Source organism: Thermus neutrinimicus (assembly GCF_022760955.1).
Classification (GTDB): Bacteria; Deinococcota; Deinococci; order Deinococcales; family Thermaceae; genus Thermus; species Thermus neutrinimicus.
Genome location: NZ_JAKTNU010000013.1, coordinates 1 through 20699, shown reverse-complemented (window position 1 = coordinate 20699; position 20699 = coordinate 1). Strand labels below are relative to the sequence as shown.

17 protein-coding genes are annotated in these 20699 nt (G+C 66.2%); 8 read left to right on the top strand and 9 right to left on the bottom strand.

What is annotated here, in order from left to right; translation table 11 throughout:
• Window positions 1-21: 21 nt before the first annotated feature.
• Window positions 22-447 (top strand): hypothetical protein, encoded by a 426-nt coding sequence (locus tag L0C59_RS08240; protein ID WP_243090880.1) that lies wholly within the window; start codon window positions 22-24, stop codon window positions 445-447.
• Window positions 448-502: 55 nt separating this feature from the next.
• Here L0C59_RS08240 and L0C59_RS08235 read toward each other — a convergent pair whose 3' ends face one another.
• The 3 genes from L0C59_RS08235 to L0C59_RS08225 are packed head-to-tail and all read right to left on the bottom strand — an operon-like array spanning window position 503 to window position 3354.
• On the bottom strand, window positions 503-1444 hold the full coding sequence (locus L0C59_RS08235; RefSeq protein WP_243090879.1) for an electron transfer flavoprotein subunit alpha/FixB family protein: 942 nt from the start codon (window positions 1442-1444) through the stop codon (window positions 503-505).
• A gap of 10 nt (window positions 1445-1454) precedes the next feature.
• Window positions 1455-2198, bottom strand: a complete 744-nt coding sequence (locus L0C59_RS08230) for an electron transfer flavoprotein subunit beta/FixA family protein (protein ID WP_243090878.1) — start codon at window positions 2196-2198, stop codon at window positions 1455-1457.
• Between the two features lie 10 nt (window positions 2199-2208).
• Window positions 2209-3354: an acyl-CoA dehydrogenase family protein gene (locus L0C59_RS08225; RefSeq protein WP_243090877.1), complete on the bottom strand. Its 1146-nt coding sequence runs from the start codon at window positions 3352-3354 to the stop codon at window positions 2209-2211.
• Between the two features lie 112 nt (window positions 3355-3466).
• Here L0C59_RS08225 and L0C59_RS08220 point away from each other — a divergent pair, with 112 nt between their 5' ends.
• From L0C59_RS08220 to L0C59_RS08210, 3 genes are read left to right on the top strand one after another with little or no spacing between them, the layout of a single operon-like run.
• A complete protein-coding gene (locus tag L0C59_RS08220; RefSeq protein WP_243090876.1) occupies window positions 3467-6373 on the top strand; it encodes an ATP-binding protein in 2907 nt (968 codons plus the stop codon).
• Window positions 6351-6725 (top strand): response regulator transcription factor, encoded by a 375-nt coding sequence (locus L0C59_RS08215; protein WP_243090875.1) that lies wholly within the window; start codon window positions 6351-6353, stop codon window positions 6723-6725. The genes L0C59_RS08220 and L0C59_RS08215 overlap by 23 nt, the downstream gene beginning before the upstream one ends.
• 57 nt (window positions 6726-6782) lie before the next feature.
• Window positions 6783-7859, top strand: coding sequence for a TRAP transporter substrate-binding protein (locus L0C59_RS08210; RefSeq protein ID WP_243090874.1), 1077 nt, complete (start codon window positions 6783-6785; stop codon window positions 7857-7859).
• 17 nt (window positions 7860-7876) lie between these two features.
• Here L0C59_RS08210 and fdhF read toward each other — a convergent pair whose 3' ends face one another.
• The 5 genes from fdhF to L0C59_RS08185 are packed head-to-tail and all read right to left on the bottom strand — an operon-like array spanning window position 7877 to window position 13921.
• Complete coding sequence (gene fdhF / locus L0C59_RS08205; protein WP_279232617.1) at window positions 7877-9916, bottom strand: formate dehydrogenase subunit alpha; 2040 nt, start codon at window positions 9914-9916, stop codon at window positions 7877-7879.
• 1 nt (window position 9917) lies between these two features.
• A complete protein-coding gene (locus L0C59_RS08200; RefSeq protein WP_243090872.1) occupies window positions 9918-10520 on the bottom strand; it encodes a 2Fe-2S iron-sulfur cluster-binding protein in 603 nt (200 codons plus the stop codon).
• On the bottom strand, window positions 10510-11982 hold the full coding sequence (locus L0C59_RS08195; protein WP_243090871.1) for an NADH-ubiquinone oxidoreductase-F iron-sulfur binding region domain-containing protein: 1473 nt from the start codon (window positions 11980-11982) through the stop codon (window positions 10510-10512). Before L0C59_RS08195 ends, L0C59_RS08200 begins: the two co-directional genes overlap by 11 nt.
• A gap of 27 nt (window positions 11983-12009) precedes the next feature.
• Window positions 12010-13053 carry a galactokinase gene (gene galK / locus L0C59_RS08190; protein ID WP_243090870.1) on the bottom strand — a complete coding sequence of 348 codons (1044 nt, stop codon included), beginning with the start codon at window positions 13051-13053 and terminating at the stop codon, window positions 12010-12012.
• Window positions 13054-13060: 7 nt separating this feature from the next.
• Window positions 13061-13921: a metal ABC transporter substrate-binding protein gene (locus tag L0C59_RS08185; RefSeq protein WP_243090869.1), complete on the bottom strand. Its 861-nt coding sequence runs from the start codon at window positions 13919-13921 to the stop codon at window positions 13061-13063.
• Window positions 13922-14009: 88 nt separating this feature from the next.
• On the opposite strand from L0C59_RS08185, the gene L0C59_RS08180 reads away from it, so the two are divergent.
• From L0C59_RS08180 to L0C59_RS08165, 3 genes are all read left to right on the top strand, one after another.
• Entirely contained in the window at window positions 14010-15335 is a 1326-nt protein-coding gene (locus L0C59_RS08180; protein WP_243090868.1) for an aminotransferase class III-fold pyridoxal phosphate-dependent enzyme, read from the top strand.
• A gap of 9 nt (window positions 15336-15344) precedes the next feature.
• On the top strand, window positions 15345-17027 hold the full coding sequence (locus L0C59_RS08175) for an ABC-ATPase domain-containing protein (protein WP_243090867.1): 1683 nt from the start codon (window positions 15345-15347) through the stop codon (window positions 17025-17027).
• A gap of 97 nt (window positions 17028-17124) precedes the next feature.
• Window positions 17125-18837 (top strand): aldehyde ferredoxin oxidoreductase C-terminal domain-containing protein, encoded by a 1713-nt coding sequence (locus tag L0C59_RS08165; protein ID WP_341474747.1) that lies wholly within the window; start codon window positions 17125-17127, stop codon window positions 18835-18837.
• On the opposite strand, the gene L0C59_RS08160 is transcribed toward L0C59_RS08165, so the two are convergent.
• Window positions 18810-20357, bottom strand: coding sequence for an acyl-CoA dehydrogenase family protein (locus tag L0C59_RS08160; RefSeq protein WP_243090865.1), 1548 nt, complete (start codon window positions 20355-20357; stop codon window positions 18810-18812). The two genes, L0C59_RS08165 and L0C59_RS08160, sit on opposite strands and share 28 nt — an antisense overlap.
• 109 nt (window positions 20358-20466) lie before the next feature.
• Between L0C59_RS08160 and L0C59_RS08155 the strand changes: the two genes are divergently transcribed.
• The gene (locus L0C59_RS08155) at window positions 20467-20667 is read left to right on the top strand and encodes a hypothetical protein (RefSeq protein ID WP_243090864.1); all 201 of its coding nucleotides are present in this window, start codon (window positions 20467-20469) and stop codon (window positions 20665-20667) included.
• The last annotated feature ends 32 nt before the right edge of the window (window positions 20668-20699 follow it).

The window sequence follows — 20699 nt, the reverse complement described above, 5'->3', positions numbered from 1 at the left end:
CCGGCGGAGGAGGTGAGAGGGATGAAGCGCTGGTTAGGCCTGATCCTGTTGCTGGTGGTGGCTCTTCTTGTGGTCTGGGCTGGCTACCAGGGCTATGCCCGCCTCCGGGCCCTCGAGGGCCAGGTGGCCGCCCTGGAGGCTCGGGTGGAGGCTCAGGAGCAAGCCCTAAAGGCCTTGGGCGACCGGGTGGGCAGGCTGGAGGAGGAGGTTTTCAAGGCCCCAGCCCCGCCCCTTTCCCTCCCCGAGGTGCCCGAGGCCCCAAGCGCCCCCGCCTGGCCCTATGCGGTGGGGGTGGTGGTGGCGGCGGTGCTCCTTTTCTTCCTCCTCCAGCTCCTCCGTGGCCAACGCGAGAGGGAGAAGGTCCAGGAACCGCAAACCCCTTCCCAGGAGAACCTCGAGGCTTCCCGCATGGAGGATGAGGGGGCTCCGCCTCCCAAGAGGGAGTGAGGTAGGCCGAGGGCGGGCAGGGAGCTCCCTGCCCGCCCTCGGCCGGAAGCCGGAGCTAGTCCTTCAGTTTCTTAACCGCCTGGATCAAGGCGGGAAGCACCTGGTGTACATCCCCCACGATGCCGTAGTCCGCGTGCTTGAAGATGGGGGCCTCGGGGTCCTTGTTCACCGCCACGATGTACTTGCTCTTGTTCATCCCCGCCAGGTGCTGCACCGCCCCGGAAACCCCGAGGGCGATGTAGAGGGAGGGTTGCACGGTTTTCCCCGTCTGGCCCACCTGTTCGCCATAGGGGCGCCAGCCGGCGTCCACCACTGCCCGGGTGGCCCCCACAGCCCCGCCCAGGAGGGCGGCAAGCTCCTCCACCTGCTTGAAGGCCTCGGCGCTTCCCATGCCCCGTCCTCCGGTGACCACCACATCCGCCTCGGTGAGGGAAACCCCCTTTTTCTCCTCCTGTACCCTCTCCAAAACCTCCACCGTGGGGACCGGGGGGATGGAGAGGGGCACCACCTGGCCCGCCTGGCCCCGGGGTTCCGCCAAGGGGGTGGTGTTGGGCTTCACCGTGAGGACCACCGGGGGAGCGCTCTTCACCTTCTGGGTCACCCGGTTCAGGTAGGCGTAGCGGGTGGCGTAGACCTCGCCCCCTTCCGCCCACGACTCCAGGGTGTCCTCCAGAAGCCCGGCCTTTAAGGCGTAGGCCACCCGGCCCAGGTAGGCGCGGCTTTGCCGGGAAGAGGGGGCAACGATGGCCTTTGCCCCTGCCTTGGCGGCCTCCAGGATCCCCGCCGCCCACTTCTCGGCGGTGTAGGGACCAAGCTCCGCCACATAGAGGGTTTCCACGTGGGCTCGGGCCTCCTCCACGGGGGCTTGGCCCTCGGCCAAAAGCACCCCGGCCACCCCATCCCCAAAGGCCTCGGCCAGCTTCCGGGCCCGGGTTAGGGCCTCGAGGCTCGCCTTCCTCAGCTTGCTTCCATCATGGTCCAGAACCACAAGGATCATGGATGCCTCCTCAGATCACCTTGGCCTCATCGTGGAGAAGTCGCACCAGCTCCTCGGCTGCCGCCACGGGGTCCTTGCCCTCCAGAATCTTTTGAAGCCGGGCCTTCTCCTGGATGCTCTCCTGGAGGATTTCCACCCGGCTTGTGCCCTGAAAGGCCACCCTTTTGATCTCCTTCTTTTTGGCCTTCATGATGCCAGGCAGGGTGGGGTAGCGGGGCTCGTTCAGGCCTTGTTGCGTGGTGAAGACCGCGGGAAGCCGTACCCGCACCCACTCTGCCCCCTCGTCCAGGTCGTGCTTGGCCTTGGCGGTTTCCCCTTCCAGCTGGAGGGCGGTGGTCCAGGGGACCACCGGTACGCCCAGGGCTTCCGCCAAAGCCCCCCCCAGGGCCTGGCTGTCCCAGTCCGCCTGCTGCCCGCCCGTGAGGATGAGGGTAGGGGATTCCTCCTTCAGGACGGGAGCCAGGGCCTCGGCCACGGTCACGGGATCGGCGTAGCCCTCATGGACCACGTGGATCCCCCTATCCATCCCCATGGCCAAGGCGGTGCGGATGGCCTCCTCGGTGCGCTCGGGGCCAAAGCCCACCACGATGGCCTCGCCCCCGTGCTTTTCCTTCAGGCGAAGGGCCTCCTCCACCCCGTACTCGTCCATCTGGTCCAGGATCAAGGTGGCCCCGGAAAGGTCCACCCGGTCCCCCTGGATCCTCAGCCTACTTTCCCCGTCGGGTACCTGCCTGATGACCGCCACGAACTTCATCCCTTACCTCCTATTCCGCCAGGAGATGCCTGGCGATGATGAGCCTTTGGATCTCGTTGGTGCCCTCGTAGATCTGGTTGAGCTTTACGTCCCTTAGGAGCTTCTCCACGGGAAACTCCCGCACGTAGCCGTAGCCCCCGTGGATCTGGATGGCCTGGTTGGCGGCCTCAAAGGCGATCTCCGAGGCAAAGGCCTTGGCGATGGCGCTGGCGTGGGCGTGGGGAAGACCCCGGTCCGCCAGCCAGGCGGCGTAGTAGGTGTACATGCGGGCGGTTTCTATGCCGATGAGCATATCCGCCAGCTTGAACTGGATGGCCTGGAAGCCCGCGATGGGCTGGCCGAAGGCCTCCCGCTCTTTGGCGTACTTTTTGGCCTCGTCCAGGGCTCTCCGTGCTACCCCTACGCTTCCCGCCGCCACGGGGATACGGGTCTTGTTGAGGGTGTTCATGGCGATCTTGAACCCCTCGCCCTCCTCTCCCAGGCGGTTTTCCACCGGCACCTTGACATCCTCGAATACCAGCTCGTAGGTGCCCGAGGCCCTCTGTCCCATCTTCCCGTGGATCTTCACGGCGCTAAAGCCCGGGGTGCCCTTCTCCACCACCAGGGCCACCACCCCCTTGTGGCGGAGCTCGGGGTTCAAGGTGGCGAAGACCACCACCCACTCGGCCTCGCCCCCGTTGGAGATCCACATCTTGGTGCCGTTAAGGAGGTAGTGGTCCCCCTGGCGCACCGCCCTGGTCTTGAGGGCGGCGGCATCGGATCCGTTTCCCGGCTCGCTGAGGGCGAAGGCGGCCAGGGCGGGTTTCTCGGTGAGGGGCTTGAGGAACCGACGCTTTTGCTCCTCGGTGCCGGCCAAGAGCACGGGGGTGATCCCCAGGTCGCTGGCCATGGGGATGGTGTAGATGCCCATGCAGGCATAGGCCAGCTCCTCCCCCACGATGACCTCGTCCAGCATCTTGAGGCCCATCCCCCCGTACTCCTCGGGGATGATGGCGTTCAGAAGGCCCACCTCGTGGAGCCTTTCTATGACCGGCCAGGGGACCTCTTCCCTCTCGTCGTACTCCTGGGCCACGGGGAGGATGACCTCCTTGGCGAAGCGCCGGGCCAGGGCCTGGAGCTGCCGTTGTTCCTCGGTGAGGCTGAAGTCTATGGGCATAACCTCCTCCTTGGCGGCCTGCCAGGGGTGGGGGCAAGGGCCCCTCTTTGACCCAGTCTAAGATTTTGCCCACCCCCTTGCAACCCCGCCCCCATGCTACCATTGGAGGCAGATGAGAGCCTCGGGCCAGTTGGAGATCCTCGGACGTTTCCAGAGAGCCCTATTGAGGGATTTGGAGCCCGTGCAGATACTTCGGAACCTCCTCGAGGTGACCACGGAGGAAGGGGTCGAGCGGGCAGCCCTCTTCCTCTACCACCGGGAAACGCGGGAGCTGGTGGGGGAGGTGGCCTCGGGGCGGGGCCGCCACTACACGGTTTCCGCCATCGCCCTTCCCCTGTACGCAAAGGGACCCGTGCAGGAGGCCTTTTTCGCCGAGGGCCCGGTGCGGCGGGAGGAGGAGTGGCTTTTGCCGGTGGTGGGGGAGGAGGCCTCCTTTTGCTGGGCGAATCCCGAGGTCCGCTGCACGGTCCGCCCCCGGGCTACCCGGGAAACCCGCTTCCTGCTCTGCCCCAGCTGCGCCCACTTCTCGCCCAAGGGGGTGTTGAGCCTGGAGGGGGTTCCCCAGGCCCTGAGGCCTCTTCTGCCCCTTCTGGCCCAACTCACGGCCTTGGCCTTGAAAAACGGCGAACTCCTTTCCCAGCGAAACCGGGCCCTGGCGCAGCTTTCCCGCCACGCGGAGGCCCTGTCCCACGTAAGCGCCTTGGCCCGGGAAGTGGTCAAGGCCCTGGAGCCCGCCGCGGTGCTTCAAACCCTGGCCCAGGCGCTTTCGGAGCGCTTCGGTTTCTTCCGGGTGACCGTGGCCTTGGTGAAGGGGGAGGAGGGTAAGGATTACCTGGAGGGCTTCCTGACCGTGCGGGGAAAAGAGGTGTACTGGACGGAGGGCATCAGCCAAATCCGCCTGCCCCTGGCCTCTTCCCCCGATCCTTTGGCCAAGGCGGTGCGGGAACGGAGGACCCTGGTTATGGGGAGGGAGAGCCTGCCCCCGCATGTGGCCCAGGAGATGGGCCCCAGCATCGCCTTTGTCCCCATTCTGGCCAAGGAGGAGGCCTTGGGGGCGGTGGCGGTGGACCACGGACCCGGGGGGCCGGGGGTAAGCGAGGAGGAGGTGCGCTACGTGGAGCTCCTCACGGGCGTGGCGGGGGTGGCCCTCAGGAACGCCCAGCTCTATCGGGAGAAGAAGGAGCTCTCCCTGGCTTTGGCTTCCGAACGGGGGCGACTGTCCCAGGTCTTGGAGGAGCTTCCCGACGGGGTAGTGGTCCTTTTCGGCTCCCAGGGTTTTGCCAACGGAAAGGCCCGGCAGGCGCTTTCCCTGGGGGCCAGCGTGTCCCTGGAGGAGCTTCCCGCAGCCTTAGAGCCGGCCTTGGAAGGGGGAAGGTTGGAGTTCAGCCTGGGAGGGGCCACGTATAGCGTCCGGGGAAAGCGGGTGGGGGAGATGCGGGTCTTGGTTCTCCACGACATCACCGAGCGCACCCGCATGGAGCGGGCCCTGAGGGAGCAGGTGGCCTTTACCCAGGCCTTGGTGGACTTGGCCCAGGAGGCTTTGCGGCAACGGGGACTGGCCCCCCTGACCGAGGCCATCGTCAAGCGCCTGCAGACCCTTTTCGCCGCGGACGAGGGACTGCTTTTGGCGGAGGAAGGGGGTAGCCAAAGGGTGCTCCATAGCACCTGCCCCCTTCCCGGGGCTCTGCCCCGGCCCAACCTTCTGGAAAAGGCCTTGGCGGAAGGGGGGGCCCTGGGGGCGGAGGTGTTAGGGGCGCAGGACTGCGGGGTTGCGGGGATGCTGGGCCTGAAGAGCGCCCTGGTGGTCCCCTTTCGGGCGGGGGGGTTCCGGGGCGCCCTCCTATTGGGCTACCGGTGGGAAAGGCGGTTTTCCGAGAGGCTTCTTTCCCGCTTGGCTCAGCTGGGGACCCTGTTGTCTTTGGTGCTGGAAAAGGCCCGATTTTTGGAGATGATAGAGGCCGAGGAGGAGCGGCTGAGTGCCCTTTTGGAGCACTCCCAGGACGTGGTGTATGTGCTGGACGGAGAGGGAGTTATCCGCTACGTGAGCGCCAGTGTGCGCCACGTTCTGGGCTATGATCCCGAGGGCTACAAGAAGGCTCCCTTGAGGGCCTTGGACTTCGTTCACCCCGAGGACCGGGGGGTGGCGGAGGCTTTGCTCCACGAGCTTTTGCGCCACCCGGGGGAGGTGCGTGCCGGGGAGTTCCGGGTCCTTCACGCGGACGGTACCCCGATTCCCGTGGAGGCCTGGGGGCGGAACCTCCTGGCGGATCCCCGGGTGCAGGGGGTGGTGGTGGACCTGCACGACCTCAGGCCCAGGCTGGAGGCGGAGCGGCTCAAAGGGGAGTTCATCGCGGCCGTAAGCCACGAGCTTCGCACGCCTTTGGCGGTGATCATGGGCCTGGCGGAGCTCCTTCGGGAGGAGGGGCTTTCCCCCTCGGCCCAGGAGTCGGCGGACCTCATCCTGGAGAGCGCCTTCCGCCTGAAAACCATGGTGGATAACCTCCTGGATACCAGCCGCCTCGAGGCCGGCCGCTTTGAGGTGAGCAAGCGGCCCGTGAACCTGAGGCCTCTTCTCCAGGACCTGGCCAGAAGCTTCCAGGGGGTGGCCCGGCTTTCGGGGGTGGAGTTCCAGGTGGCCTTGGAGGAGCTTCCCCTTCTGGAGGCGGATCCCGACCGGGTGGTCCAGGTGATGGGCAACCTTCTTTCCAACGCCTTCAAGTTCACCCCACCGGGCGGGCGGGTCCAGCTTCGCGCCCGGCAGGAGGGGGACAGGGTGGTCCTGGAGGTGGAGGATACCGGGCCTGGTATCCCCAAGGAGGAGCTCCCGCGCCTTTTCCAGCGCTACGCCCGGGCCAGGAATGCCCAGACCCGGGGCGTTTCGGGCACGGGGCTTGGGCTGTTCATCTCCAAACACATCGTGGAGGCCCACGGGGGCCGGATTGAGGTGGAGAGCGAGGAGGGAAGGGGAAGCCTCTTTAGGGTTATCCTACCCGTGTATGGCCCGCATCCTGCTGGTTGAGGACGAGCCCTTGGTGGCCCACATGGTGCGCCGCATCCTGGAGCGGGCGGGGCACCAGGTGGACTGGGCCCCTTCGGGACAGGTGGCCTTGGAGAAGGTTTCCGAGGCCTATGATCTCGTGGTGTGCGATCTGGTGATGCCTGGGATTTCCGGCCTCGAGGTGATCCGAAAAATACGGGAGCAGGGCCTATCCACCACCATCCTGGCTCTTTCCGCCAGCGTTTCCGAGATAAGCCGGCGGGAGGCCCTCGAGGCGGGAGCCCAAGCCTTCCTCGGCAAGCCCTTTGAAACCCAGGCCCTGTTGGCCCAGGTGGACCGCCTGTTGGCCGGAGAAGGGGGCTTGGGGGGTTAGGTCTGGCCTGGGCCTGGTGGGGTGCGGTGTATACTTATTCGCAAGAGGGAGGAAGCTATGAGGCGGAGGCGGTTTCTCCAAGGGTTGGGGGTGGGTTTAGCGGCAAGCCTGTCCTATAGGGCCTTTGCCCAGGCCACCCCGCAGGTGCGCTGGCGGTTGGTTTCCAGCTATCCCAGGAGCCTGGATACCCTCTATGGCGGGGCTGAGGACCTGGCCAAGCGGGTGGCGGAGCTCACCGGCGACCGCTTCCAGATCCGGGTTTATCAGGCGGGGGAGATCGTTCCCGGGGGCCAGGTGCTGGATGCGGTCCAGCAGGGCACCGTGGAGGCGGGCCACACCTACGGCCCCTTCTACGTGGGCAAGAACCCCACCCTGGCCTTTGACGGGGGGGTGCCCTTTGGCATGACCTACCGGCAGCACAACGCCTGGATGCGGTATGGTGGGGGCTTGGAGCTCCTGCGCTCCGTGTACGCCGACTTCGGGGTGGTCCAGTTCCCCGGGGGGAACACCGGGGCCCAGATGGGGGGATGGTTCCGCAAGGAGATCCAGGCCCTGGCGGACCTCAAGGGCTTAAGGATGCGGATCCCCGGCCTTGGGGGGTTGGTGATGGGGCGGCTTGGGGTGGTGCCCCAGACCCTAGCCGCTGGGGATATCTACCCGGCCCTGGAGCGAGGCACCATAGACGCCACCGAGTTCTCCGGTCCCTATGACGATGAGAAGCTGGGCTTTTACAAGGTGGCCCGTTACTACTACTACCCCTCCTTCTGGGAACCCAGCGCCCAGCTTTCCTTCCTGGTCTCCCAAAGGGAGTGGCAGAGGCTTCCCAAGGAGTTCCAGGAGGCCTTCCAGGTGGCCGCCGCCGAGGTGAACCTCACCATGATGGCCAAGTACGATGCCCAGAATCCCCCGGCCCTGAACCGCCTTCTCAAGGCGGGGGTGCGCTTGCGCCGCTGGCCGGGGGAGATCATGAAGAAGGCCCTCGAGGAGGCCCGGGCCCTCTACGAGGAACAGGCTGCCAAGGACGCCACCTACCGCAAGGTGTACACCGCTTACTGGGCCTTCCGCAACGAACAGTACCGCTGGTTCTCCGTGGCCGAGCTGGGCTATGAAAGCTTCGCCTTCCCCACCGTCTGAGGCGGGTGAGGCGAGGGTCAGTCCAGTTTCTCCAGGCGCACCGCCGCCACCTTGTACTCGGGGATGCGGCTGAAGGGATCCAGGGCGTCCAGGGTTAGGCGGTTGGCGGGGGCCTCGGCAAAGTGGAAGGGGGCGTAGACCACCCCTTCGGGGGTGCGGTCTGTGACCCAGGCCCGGGCCCGGATGCGCCCGCGGCGGCTTACCACCTGGATGATCTCCCCGTCTTGGATCCCAAGCCGTCCGGCGTCCTTAGGGTTCACCTCCACCTTGAGCTCGGGGTAGGCTTCCTGAAGCTGGCTGTTCCTGCTTAGGGTTCCCCCGTGCCAGTGGAAGAGGACCCGGCCGGTGGAGAGGGTAAGGGGGTAGTCCTGGGAGGGGGTTTCCGCGGGAGGAGTGTAGTGCACGGGGAAGAAGCGGGCCTTGCCCGTGGGGGTGTTGAAGCGTTCGCGGAAAAGCACCGCCTCCCCGGGATGGTCCTCGTGGGGACAAGGCCAGCGAACGCCCTCCCTTTCCAGGCGGCGATAGGTGATCCCGCCCATCATCTCGGGAATGGCCCGGCGCACCTCCTCCCAGATGGCCTCCGGGCCAGGGTAGGAGGCCCACGGACGGCCCAAGGCCTGGGCCAGGCGCCTGCCCAGCTCCTGGAGGATCCACCAGTCAGGCCGGGCCTCCCCTGGGGGGTCCAGCAACTTTCGGATCCTCTGGACCCTGCGGTCGGTGTTGGTGAAGGTTCCGTCCTTTTCCAGGAAGCTGGCCGCCGGCAGCACCACGTGGGCAAAGGAGGTGGTCTCGTTCTCCAAAATATCCTGCACCACAAGGAAGGGAAGGGCCTCCAGCTTAGCCTTTAGGTGGTCCTGGTAGGGCTCGCTGGTCACGGGATCCTCCCCGATGAGATAGATGGCCTCCACCTCGGGGATCCTCTGGAAGACCTCGGTCATGCGCAGGCCCGGCTCGGGGTTTAGCCCCACCCCCCAGAGGGCTTCAAAGCGCTTCCTCCCTGCCTCCTCCGCAACCTTCAGGTACCCGGGGAGGACATCGGGGAGGCCCCCCATATCCCCTGCTCCTTGTACGTTGTTCTGTCCCCGCAAGGGGTTGAGGCCCGCTCCCTCCTTGCCCACCTTGCCGGTGAGGAGGGCCAGGTTCACCAGGGCCTGGGCGGTGGCAGTCCCCTTGGTGTGTTGGGTGACCCCCATGGCCCAGTAGGCCCCCGCCCTCTCTGTGGTGGCGTAGAGACGGGCGGCCAGGGCGATCTTCTCCTTTTCCACCCCGGTGATGCCCTCGGCTTCCTCGAGGGTATAGGCCTCCAGGGAGGCCCGCCACGCGGCAAACCCCTCGGTGCGCTCCTCCACGTACCCTTGGTCCCAGAGGCCCTCCTCGAGGATATAGCGGGCCATGGCGTTCAAGAGGAAAAGATCGGTGCCCGGGCGTACCCTGAGCCAAAGGGTGGCGGCTTCCGCCATCCCCGTGTAACGGGGGTCCACCACGATAAGCCCTGCCCCCTGCCGTACCCTTTTTTTGATCATGGCCCCGATCACGGGGTGGGTTTCCGTGGTGTTGGAGCCCACCACCAAGAAGAGATCGGTTTTCCAGATATCCTCTAGGGGATTCGTCATGCTGGCCCCGCCCAGGGACCGGGAAAGGGCCACGGTGGAGGAGGAGTGGCAAAGCCTTGAGCAGTGGTCCACGTGGTTGGTGGAGAGGAGGGCTCGGGCCAGCTTTTGGGTGAGGTAGACCTCCTCGTTGGTGGTCTTGGCGGAGGGGAAGACGGCGATGGCCTCGGGCCCTCGCCTCTTCAGCACGGCGAGGAGCTTGTTTGCCGTAAAGTCCAGGGCCTCATCCCAGCTAACCCGACGGAAGGCCTGGTGGCGGTCTTCCCGCACCATGGGGTAGAGGAGGCGCTTACCCGAAAAGGGGAAGTCCAGGCCGAAGCGGCCCTTCACGCAAAGCGCCCCGTGGTTGGGGGGGATGTCGGGGGCCAGCACCCGCAGGATGCGGCCCCCTTGGATCTCGGGCTCCACTTGGCAACCCACACCGCAGTAAGGGCATGTGGTGCGCATCCTACACCTCCGCGCTCAGGGGCCTGAGGGCCCCTGTGGGGCAGACCTGAAGGCAGTTTCCGCAGAAGACGCAAGGGGTTTCGGGAAGGGGACGGTCCAGGGGGGTGGTGGGGTGGGCCATGAGGCCCCTCCCCTCCAGGGCGAGGGCGTACACCCCCATGATCCCGTCCCCGCAGGCATCCACACAAAGACGGCAGTTCACGCACTTGGCGTAGTCCCTGAGGAAAAAGGGGTTGTCCCGGATGGGCTCCCGCTCCCTTCGGTTGAGGGGTAGTTTGCCCCAGCGCTGGGGTTGGCCGTGATGGGCCTTCAGGAGCGCTAAGAGGGAAGGAGCCTGGCCCAGGTCCGTGGTGAGGGCTAGCCACTCCAGGAGGGTTCGGCGGAGGGTTTGGAGTTCCTGGGTGTCGGTGCGCACCTCCATGCCCTCCTGGGCCTGGGTGGTGCAGGCGGGAAGGAGGCGGCCGTCCACCTCCACCAGGCAAAGGCGGCAGATCCCCCGGGTTTCCGTGTGGGGATGGTAGCAGAGGTGGGGAGGATCCGTGATCTCCAGGAGGAGGGTCCCTTCCTGGGCCTCCACCTCTTGTCCGTTTACCCTAAGCCGCATCCTCCACCTCCAGAAGGCTCTGGTAAGCCCAGTAGGCGGACTGGCCCAGGCCGCATAGGCTTCCCTTTAGGGCCTGTCCCAGGTGGCCCACCAGGTCCCGGTCCCTTTCCCGCCTCCTCACCATCTCCACCTGCACCGCCGTGCCCAGGGGACAGGGGAAGCACTTTCCGCAGGACTCCTCCCGGAAAAACTCCGCCAGGCCCAGAAGGACTTCCCACAGGTCCACCTCCTTTGCGAAGGCCACGATGGCGCCGGCGCCCAGGGGAATCCGGCCTTTATAGCGCAAGGGTAAGGCGAAATCGCGGGTGAACACCCCCGCTGCACCACCTAGAAGCACGGCCTTAAGCCCCTTTGGGTCGCCTCCGGCCCTCTCCACGGCTTCGCCCAAGGGGGTTCCCAGGGGAAGCTCGTAAAGCCCCGGGTGGGCCACGTCCCCGCTGATGGAGAAAAGCTTGGGCTCCTTTTGCCGCCAGGACCCTGGGCCCTCCTTGAGGATCAGGGGCAGGTTGGCCAGGGTTTCCACGTTTTGCACCAAGGTGGGCCTGCCCCATAGGCCCTTCTCCACGGGGAAAGGGGGTTTTAGGCGGGGCTCGGCCCTTTTGCCCTCCAGGGATTCCAAAAGGGCGGTTTCCTCGCCGCAGATGTAGAGGCCCCCGCTTCGGAAGACCTCGGTGGGAACAGGAAGGAGGCGGGCTTCCTCAAGTTGCTGGATGGCTTTTTCCAGGCCCAGGATGGCGGCTTCGAACTCGTCCCGCACGTAGAGGAAGACCCGGGTTGCCCCGGTGGCTAAGGCGGCCAAAAGGGTTCCCTCCAGGACCAGGAAGGGATGGTGCTCCAGGAGGAAGCGGTCCTTGAAGTTGCCGGGTTCCGACTCGTCGGCGTTCACCACCAGGTACCTGGGGGCTTCCCCCCGGGCCACGGCCCGCATCTTGATGTGGGCGGGAAAGGCGGCTCCTCCCCGGCCAAGGAGCCCGGCCTCCTCCACCGCCTCGAGGATGGCCCCTGGGGCCAGGAGGTTCTCCAGAGCCCTCCGCAAGAACACCAGCCCCCCCAACGCCTCATACTGGGCGAGTTCCTGGATGGGTTCGGAGGGAAGGAGTCGGTTTCCGTGCCCCAGGGCGAAGGGAAGGCGGAACTCCCTAAAGGGGACAAGCCGGCCTTCCCATTCCACAAAGCGTTTTTCCCCCTCCACCCGCACGTGGATGGGGGAGAGGGCCTCGAGGCCCAAGGGGGGATGGGTTCCGTCGGCTTTCTCTAGGAGGCGGGGGAATCCTCGGGCCCGGGCCACGGGATCGTCCACCAGAAGCCTCCCCTGGGGCAGGCCCCGGTACCGGGGGTAGTAGCGCACCACCCCCCAGGCCTGGGCCAGGGGTATCCCGGCCAGCCGGGCAGCCTCGGCCACCTTCTCCTCGTCTAGGGGAAGGCGGGCATCCAAGAGGGGGAGGAGGCTTGGCTTTTCCATACCCTTAGCTTACCCGGCCTAGGGGTTTCAAAGGATGCGGAGATGGGGGAGGCGGGCAAGGAGGTGATTCTGGAAAGGCTCCATGCGGTCTTGGGGCACCAGGGCCACCACCGCCCCGCCGAACCCTGCCCCCGTGAGCTTGGCCCCGTGGGCCCCGGCCCTCAAGGCCTCCTCCACCAGGAGGTCCAGTTCTGGCAGGCTCACCTCGTAGTCTTGGGAGAGGGAGCGGTGGCTCTCCACCATGAGCTCACCGAAGGCCTTGACATCCCCCCTTCGTAGGGCTTCCACCCCCCTTAGCACCCGGAGGTTTTCGCCCACGATGTGCCGCGCCCTTTTGTCCAAGGGGGAAGGCAGGCCCTCCACCAGGCGAAGCTCCCCGATGTCCCTCAGGCTTCGTACCCCAAGCCGCCTGGCTGCCTCCTCCGCCTCCCTTCGCCTTTGGTTGTACCCGGCTTCCGCCAGGCGCCGGCCCAGCCCCAGGTCCAGCACCACCACCCTCGCACCAGGGGGTAAGGGCAGGTTCTCGTAATCCAGGGTACGGGTGTCCAGGAAGAGGGCCTTGCCCACCTCACCCAGGCTGGCGGCCATCTGGTCCATGATGCCGCAGCCTACCCCCACGTACTCCACCTCCGCCTTTTGGCCCAACAGGGCGATGTCCTTGTCGGAAAGGGGCAGGCGGTAGAGGGTGCGCAGGGCCCTTAGGGCCGCCACCTCCAGGGCCGCGGAGCTGGAAAGGCCGGCCCCTATGGGCACCCTACTCCGCACGTAAAAGCGGGCCCCAGGAACCCCATACCCCGCTTCCCTTAGGGCCCATACCACCCCCAGGAGGTAGTCCAGAAAGTCCCCCTGGGCTGGGCTTCCCAGGGGGCGGGCCCTAAGCTCCTTGAGCTCCTCGCTGTAGGCCTCTACCCGTCCCTCGGCCTTGGCCGCCTCCACCTGGGTGAGGTAGGGGAGGGGGGTGGGAAGGACGTAGCCCTCCTGGTAGTCGGTGTGCTCCCCCAAGAGATTCACCCGCCCCGGGGCCTGGGCGCTGGCCTCGGGCAGGGTACCGAAGACTTCTTTGAACCCCATGCCTCCATTATGGGCATAGGGCCCTAAGGTTATGGTCTAGGAGGTCCAGATAGCTAGAGACCCTGCGGTCCAAGGTGTCGGTGTAGAGGACCGCGATGCGGGCTCCCAACGCCTGCGCCAGGGCCTTCAGGGCGGTTCCCTGGAACTGGGGCTCGGCCAGGACCAGCTTTACCCCTTCCCGGCGCGCTCGCTCCAGGAGCGTAAGGAAGCTGCGGCTTCCCGCTTCCTGCACCCCCATGGCGGTGAGGCTGCCCACCACCTGGAGGCCGTACCGGCGGGCGAAGTAGGCGAAGGCATCGTGCTGGGTGACCACCTTGAGCCCCTTCAGCTTGCAGGCTTGGAAGGCTTTATCCCGCTTTTCCACCTCGGCTTTAAAGCGCCTCAGGTTGGCCTGGTAGAGGGCCTTTCCTTGGGGGTCCAGCCGGGAGAGCTCCTGGGCGATGCGCTCCCCATAGCGCAGGGCGTAGGTGGGGTCCAGCCACAGGTGGGGGTTGCAGGGGCCATGGCCGTGCTCCTTTTCCCCATGCTCCTCCTCTTGCCCCTCCTCCTGGCAGATGAGGCCGGGTTGCCCTTCCGCCAGCTTTACCACCCGGGCCCCTTGGGGGAGGAGGCTTTGCAGCTTGGGCAAGAAGGCCTCGAGGCCCAGGCCGTTGGCGAAGAGCAGGCGGCTTTGGGCCAGGGTTTTGGCGGTGCTGGGGGTGGGTTCAAAGGTGTGGGGGTCGGCCCCGGGGGGGACCACGCTGGCTACCTTGACCCGGTTTCCCCCCACCTGGGATACCAGGTCGGCCAGGATGGGGGTGGTGGCCGCCACCTGCACCTGGGCCCAGGCGGGGGAGAGGAGAAGGAGTAACAGGACTAGCCGTGGCATGAGGTAATGATAAACCATTATCGGTATAGCCGCAAGCCCTCGTGGCCGCGCGCGGGCTTATGAGGGGGCAGGGTATACTCAGGGGGAAATGAGCCTAAAAGCCCTTCACAAGAAGCACGTCCTTACCCCCTGGGTGGCCCAGGCTTCCCTCAACCCTCCCTTGGTGGTGCGGGGCGAAGGCGTCTGGCTTTACGACGAGGAGGGACGGCGCTACCTGGACCTTTCCAGCGGCCTGGTGGCCTTGAACCTGGGCCATGGCCACCCCAGGCTGGTGCAGGCCATTGCCGAGCAGGCGGCCACCTTGGCCTATGCCGCCCCCGGCCTTTTCCACGATAAGCGGGCCCTTCTCGCCCAGTTCCTCTCCGACCTCTCCCCGTGGCCCGAAGGGGCCAGGGTCTTCTTCACCCCCTCGGGCACCGAGGCCAACGAGGACGCCTTGAAGTTCGTGCGCCACCTCACGGGCCGCTTCAAGGTCCTTGCCGCCTACCGCTCCTTCCACGGGGCCACCCATGCCTCCGCCAGCCTCACCGGGGAGAACCGCCGCTGGCCCTCCGAGCCGGGCACCGCCCCGGGGGTGGTCCATTTCTTCGCCCCTTATCCCTACCGGAGCCCCTTTTACACGGAAGACCCAAAGGAGGAGGCCGCCCGGGCCCTGGAGCACCTGGAAAGGGTCCTCCTCCATGAGGATCCCAAGCGGGTGGCGGCCATCTTCCTGGAGCCGGTGGTGGGTTCCAATGGCGTCATCGTCTACCCGGAAGGGTATCTGGAGGGGGTGCGGGCCCTTTGCGACCGGCATGGGATACTTCTGGTCTTTGACGAGGTGATGACCGGCTTCGGGCGCCTGGGGGCGGCCTTTGCTGCCCAGCGGTTTGGGGTGGTGCCCGACCTCATCACCTTCGCCAAGGGGGTGACCTCCGCCTATGTGCCCTTAGGGGGGGTGCTGGTGCGGGAGACCCTGGCCCGCTACTTTGAGGAAAACCCCGTGCCCACGGGGCACACCTACGCAGGCCATCCCTTGGCGGTGGCGGCGGGGCTTGCCACCCTCCAGGCCTACCGGGAGGAGGGGGTGTTCCAGCGGGTGTTGGCCATGGAGGGGTTCTTCCAAGGGAGCCTGAGGGCCCTGAGGGACCGGCATCCCCTGGTGGGGGACGTCCGGGGGCTTGGGGCTTTTTACGCCCTGGAGCTGGTCCGGGACCGGGGCACCAAGGAACCCCTTTCCCCTTGGCATGCTCCCTTTAGCCCCCCCATGCAATCCCTGCAAAAGGCCTTGTGGCAGGAGGGGGTTTACCTGCTGGCCAAGCACAACATCCTCATCGTGGCCCCGCCCCTGACCATAGGGGAGGAGGAGTTCTTGGAGGGGGTGGAACGCCTTTCCCGCGCCCTAAGGCAGGTGGAGGTGGAGGCTTTGGGCTAACCTGGAGGGGTGCGACGGCTTGAGGATCTCTTCCCTTTCCTGGCCTCCCTCGAGGGGAGGCCTTATCCCTTTTACAAGGACCTAAAGGGCACCTGGAGGGGCGAGGGGTTTGACCTGCGCTTTGTCCACGTGCAAGGGGATCCCTTCGCTTCCCCCAGCGTTTTGGAGGTGCGCTACCCGGCCATGGCGGTGGAGAACCTGAGGCTTTACCGCCACCCCATGGGCCGGGTGGCGGTGGAGGACTTCCTCCTGAGGGCCCTAAAGGCCCGGTTTCGCCATCTGCCCTTTGTGGGGGGAAGCGGGCACTCGGGGAGGGTCTTCGTGGAGGTGGAAAGCCCCAAGGTGTTGCGGCGGGGTGGGGCCCATCTCGGCCAGGAGGCCCTTTACCTGCGCTTCCGGGTGGGGCTTCCCGCCTCGGGCCGAAGGATTTTGGGCAAAGAGGCGGCGAGGCTTTTCCGGGCCATGGCGGACCACCTTTCGGCCTTCCTGAGGGAGCTTGATGGGAGGGGGCTCCTTGCCCACATCCACCAGGCCGAGGACTTCGCCCACATCCAGGAAAACCTTGCCCAAAGGGGCCTGGTGGCCTTTGTGGGGGATGGGGCCATCCTCCCCCGGGAAAGCGGGGTGAGCCAGAAACCCTTAAGGGGTGCGGTGCCCTTCCAAAGCCCCCCTTCCTTGCGGGTCTCCTTCCGGGTGCCCCATGGGGGGGAGGTCTTGGGTATGGGTCTTCCCCAGGGCCTCACCCTGATCACCGGCGGCGGGTTTCACGGGAAGACCACCCTCCTCGAGGCCCTGGTCCACGGGGTCCATCCCCACATCCTTGGGGATGGGCGGGAGTGGGTGGTGAGCCATCCCCTGGCCGTGAGGGTCCAGTCCGAGGATGGCCGGAGCGTGAAGGGGGTGGACCTAAGGCCCTTCGTGCACGACCTGCCCCTGGGCCAGGACACTTCCTTCTTCTCCACCGAGGATGCCTCGGGCTCCACCAGTTTGGCGGCCGCCATCCTCGAGGCCTTAGAGCTGGGCGCCCGGGTGCTTCTCCTGGACGAGGACACCTCCGCCACCAACCTCCTGGTGCGGGATGCCCGCATGCAAGCCCTGGTGCGGCGGGAAACCCTCACCCCCCTTCTGGACCGGGTGCGGGATGTTAAGGCCAGGGGCGTGAGCCTGGTCCTGGTGGTGGGCGGGGTGGGGGATTACCTGGACCTTGCGGATACCGTTCTCCTTCTGGAGGAGTACCGCCCCAGGGAAGCCACCCTGGAGGCCAAGGCCGTGGCCCAGGCCCATCCCACGGGCCGCACCTTTGGCGAACCCCGGTATCCCCTGGCCGTGGCCTCCCGGGCTCCCTTGCCGGAAAGCTTTGACCCCAGGCGGGGCAGGAAGGCCCGGGTAAGGGGTCGGGGTCTCCGGGAGCTGGTCTATGGGGAGGAGGTGGTGGACCTATCCGCCCTGGACCTTTTTGAGAACGCCCAGGTGCGGGCCTTGGGGGCATGGTTCCAGCGGCTTTGGCAGCAGGCGGACGGCAAGACCCCCTTGGGGGAGCTGGTAAGGGAGGTGCTGAGGGGGGTGGAGGACCTTTTCTCCCTGGGGGAGGCGCCGGAGGTGGCGGAGGTGCGCCCCTTGGAACTGGGGGCGGCGGTGAACCGGCTTCGGGGCTTGGAGGTGAGGCGGGTGGAGGATAAGCTGGACATATGAGTGAATGCGTGTCCTGTGGTGGTTTTCCCGGAGGACCGGCTACCCAAGGGGAAGGGTCTTTTGGGGCAGGCCCGGGTGGTGCGGGTGGAGGTGGATGGTGTGGCGGTCTTTGAGGGTTGACCTTACGGGCAAGCGGGTCTACTGGGGGCAAGTCTCCCCCGAGGAGGTGGCCTATGGCGGCCGGTACCGTACGGGCCGGCTTCTTTGGGAGCGGGAGGCCTACCGCGTGGACCCCCTTTCCCTGGAGAACCCCCTGATTTTCGCCATAGGCCCCCTGGCGGGAACGGGGTTTTCCAACGCCAACCGCACCAGCGTGGGCACCCGTAGCCCCCTGACCCTGGGCATCAAGGAGGCCAACGGGGGCGGCACCTTTGGCTACGCCCTGGGCCAGATGAGGCTTTCCCACCTGGTCCTCGAGGGGGCAAGCCCCAACTGGGTGGTCCTCCGCATCACCCGGGAGGGCCAGGTCCTGTTTGACCCGGCAGAGGACCTCCTCGGCCTGGGGAATTTCCAGGCGGCGGCCAAGCTCTTTGCCGCCTATGGCAGGAGGATTGCCTTCGCCCTTTTGGGGCCGGTGGGGGAGTATCTGGGACTTCTTTCCGGCATCGCCTTTTCCGACATAGACGGTAGGCCCTCCCGCTTGGCCGCCCGGGGTGGCGTGGGGGCAGTGATGGGAAGCAAGCGGGTCAAGGCCATCGTGGTGGAGGTGCCGGGGAAGGTGGAGGTCTGGGACAAGCCCAAGGTTAGCGGGGCTATCCGCCGCTATGCGGAGCTTTTGCGCCAAGACCCCTTGGTGATGAAGTTTTACCACGCCATCGGCACCATGGGAATGGCGGACTTCCAGAACGCCTTTGGGGGGCTTCCCGTGAGGAACTTTCGCCAGGGTCAGCTTGCCCCCCCGGAGGAGTTCCGCATGGGAGGCCAGCACATCGCCCCCCTCAACAAGGCCCGGGGTGGGAAGCACACCCACGCCTGCATGCCCGGATGCGTGATCCAGTGCTCCAACGTCATCGTGGACGAGAAAGGGGAGGAGGTGGTTTCCCCTCTGGAGTACGAGACCATCGGCCTAATGGGGACCAACTGCGGCCTCACCGACCCGGACCAGCTTGCCCGCCTCAACCGCCTGGCCAACGACCTGGGGGTGGACACCATAGAGACCGGGGCCACCTTGGCCCTCCTCATGGAAAAGGGGGAAGCGGATTGGGGGGATTATACCTTCATGGAGGCCAAGCTCAAGGCCCTCTATACTCCGAGCGAGGCAGCCCGCTTCCTGGCCCAAGGCACCGCCCGGGTAGGGGAGGCCTTGGGGCTTAAGCGGGTTCCCGTTATCAAGCGCCAGGCCATCAGCGCTTACGACCCCAGGGTGGTGGAGGCCACGGGCATCACCATGATGGTCACCGCCCAGGGAGCAGACCACACCGCGGGGAATGCCCCGCGCCTGGAGACCCGGGCCATGCCCGTGGAGGAGGTCCTCGAGGCCAGCTACCAGGCCCAGGTGAACGCCGCCGCCAACGACGCCCTGGGCCTTTGCGTCTTCGGGGGGAGCGTCACCAACAAGCAGGTGGAGTTCGTGGTGGAAAGCCTCAACGCCGCCTTGGGCACGAACCTGACCCCTGCCTTGTGGCGTGAGCTTGGGGAAGGGGTTTTGCGCCTGGAGCACCGCTTTAACCATCTGGCGGGCTTTACCCACCAGGATGACCGCCTCCCCGGCTTCTTCTACGAGGAGCCCCTTCCGCCCAAGGGCTACACCGCCCGCTTCCGCCCCGAGGACCTGGGGCCCCTTTACGAGAGGCTGGACCAGGGGTCGTAAAGCTCGGGGCTTTGCGCGGAGGGGGGAAGGGTTTCCCCTTTGAGGAAGCGGCGGGCGTAGAGCCCTGCAAGCTGGGGGAAGGGTTCGGCGGCCACCTTCTCCAAGGCGTAGACCGCCACCACGTCCGCCAAGGCCCTGAGGGCCTCCTTGGCGTACCAAGGCCCCTCCTCCTTCAGTTGCTTGAGGATCCTGTCCGCCTCGGCCTGGGCCTTGGGGTTCTCCCCTAGCATGGCCAAAAGGAGCTCGTGGGCACCCTTCTTGAGGATGGCCTCCAGCATATCCAGGGCTTGGATGTTGGCGGGGCCCTCCCAGATGGGGGTGATGAGGGCTTCCCGGTGCCAGCGGGCCACCCCGTATTCCTCCAGAAAGCCCAGGCCCCCAAAAAGCTCCATGGCGAGGGCGGTTATGGCGCCCGCGTGCTCGGCGGTCCGGCCCTTGGCCAGGTGGGAAAGGAGGCGGGCCAGGTGGTAGCCCTCGCTGTAGGGGGGCCGCTCCTTCCAGGCTTGGTCAAAGGCCTGAACGGCCAAGAAGGCCAGGGCGGTGCCTCCCACCTGCCTTAGGCGCATCTCCAGGAGGTCGTGCTGAACGAGAGGGTGCTCGAGGAGGGTCTTCCCGAAGGCCCTTCGTCTCCTTACCCGGAAGAGGGCCTCGAGGTGGGCCTTCTTGGCGATGCCCATGGCGGCGGCCGCATTGGCCAGCCGGCTCACCGTGAGGTTTTCCAGGGTGTAATAGATGCCTTCCTCCAACCTGCCGATGGGGTAGGCCAGGCTTCCCTCCAGCTCCACCTCCCCTGAGGGCACGGCCCGGGTGGCCAGTTTCTCCTTAAAGCGGCGCACGGTAAAGTTCAGCCTCCCCTCCACCTGCCGGGGCAGGAGAAAGAGGCCAAGGCCCTTGGGGCCAGCCGGGGCTCCCTCCGGCCTGGCGGTGACGAGGGCGTAGTCGGCTAGGCCCGCCCCCGAGGCGAAGTACTTGTCCCCTTGGTAAAGGCGGTAGAGGCTTCCTTCCCGCCGGGCCATGGTGCGGTTGGCCCCCAGGTCGCTTCCTCCCTGGATCTCCGTCATCCAGGTGGCGCCGAAGGCCGGCCCGTGGAGGAGTTCCCGCTTCACCCCTTCGTGCTCGGGGGCGTACTTGTGGAGGGCGTAGGCCACCTGGTGGGTGATGGTGAGGATGCAGTAAAGCCCCCCGTCCGCCAGAAGGTAGCCGAAGGCGTAGTGGAGAGGCCAGCCTCTGCCCTCATAGGCGGGGCGGATCATGGGCCTGAGCTTTTCCAGGAGGGCCCTTTGAGCAGGGGAGAGGAGGGCCTGGTCGATGCGGTTCCCATCCAGGTCGTGCATCTGCAGGCGGGGCGGGGCATCCTGGTCCACGTGGTGGGCCACCTCCAAAACCTCCTCTCCCACCAGTCTCCCGAAGGCGGAGAGCTCCTCTTGGGGGAGGCCTGGGGCAAAAGTGTCCAATATCGCTTTCAGGTCCGGGTCAAGCCGATAATGATCCTCGCCCTGGCTGTAAAAGCGCGCCTTCATGGTCCCCTCCAGCCCCAGGCTAACCCTGGGAGGGGGGCGCGTCAAGGTGAGGTGATCTACAATCAAATTGTTTGTGGTGAAATAGTATGACGTTATGGTATGGGAGGTGATGGGCCGAATCTGGCGTTTGCAGAGGGCTTTGCGCGAGGAGATGGAGGAGGGCCTCGAGGCCCTGGGCCTTTCCGGCCTCGAGGCCTGGTTGCTCCGGGTGGTGGATACGAACCCGCATCCCTCGGATGCCGCGAGGCACATGGGTCTTCCTCCACCCACCGTAAGCCACATGCCTATGTACACGTCAAAACCTCCATAGGGCATAACCCCAAGGGACTTCCGCGCCTTCCT

What these genes read in the sequence shown, in the direction of transcription:
- L0C59_RS08240 (WP_243090880.1), top strand. Translation starts at nt 22, where the DNA reads ATGAAGCGCTGGTTAGGCCTGATCCTGTTGCTGGTGGTGGCTCTTCTT.
- L0C59_RS08235 (WP_243090879.1), bottom strand. Translation starts at nt 1,444, where the DNA reads ATGATCCTTGTGGTTCTGGACCATGATGGAAGCAAGCTGAGGAAGGCG.
- L0C59_RS08230 (WP_243090878.1), bottom strand. Translation starts at nt 2,198, where the DNA reads ATGAAGTTCGTGGCGGTCATCAGGCAGGTACCCGACGGGGAAAGTAGG.
- L0C59_RS08225 (WP_243090877.1), bottom strand. Translation starts at nt 3,354, where the DNA reads ATGCCCATAGACTTCAGCCTCACCGAGGAACAACGGCAGCTCCAGGCC.
- L0C59_RS08220 (WP_243090876.1), top strand. Translation starts at nt 3,467, where the DNA reads ATGAGAGCCTCGGGCCAGTTGGAGATCCTCGGACGTTTCCAGAGAGCC.
- L0C59_RS08215 (WP_243090875.1), top strand. Translation starts at nt 6,351, where the DNA reads ATGGCCCGCATCCTGCTGGTTGAGGACGAGCCCTTGGTGGCCCACATG.
- L0C59_RS08210 (WP_243090874.1), top strand. Translation starts at nt 6,783, where the DNA reads ATGAGGCGGAGGCGGTTTCTCCAAGGGTTGGGGGTGGGTTTAGCGGCA.
- fdhF (WP_279232617.1), bottom strand. Translation starts at nt 9,916, where the DNA reads ATGCGCACCACATGCCCTTACTGCGGTGTGGGTTGCCAAGTGGAGCCC.
- L0C59_RS08200 (WP_243090872.1), bottom strand. Translation starts at nt 10,520, where the DNA reads ATGCGGCTTAGGGTAAACGGACAAGAGGTGGAGGCCCAGGAAGGGACC.
- L0C59_RS08195 (WP_243090871.1), bottom strand. Translation starts at nt 11,982, where the DNA reads ATGGAAAAGCCAAGCCTCCTCCCCCTCTTGGATGCCCGCCTTCCCCTA.
- galK (WP_243090870.1), bottom strand. Translation starts at nt 13,053, where the DNA reads ATGGGGTTCAAAGAAGTCTTCGGTACCCTGCCCGAGGCCAGCGCCCAG.
- L0C59_RS08185 (WP_243090869.1), bottom strand. Translation starts at nt 13,921, where the DNA reads ATGCCACGGCTAGTCCTGTTACTCCTTCTCCTCTCCCCCGCCTGGGCC.
- L0C59_RS08180 (WP_243090868.1), top strand. Translation starts at nt 14,010, where the DNA reads ATGAGCCTAAAAGCCCTTCACAAGAAGCACGTCCTTACCCCCTGGGTG.
- L0C59_RS08160 (WP_243090865.1), bottom strand. Translation starts at nt 20,357, where the DNA reads ATGAAGGCGCGCTTTTACAGCCAGGGCGAGGATCATTATCGGCTTGAC.
- L0C59_RS08155 (WP_243090864.1), top strand. Translation starts at nt 20,467, where the DNA reads ATGGGCCGAATCTGGCGTTTGCAGAGGGCTTTGCGCGAGGAGATGGAG.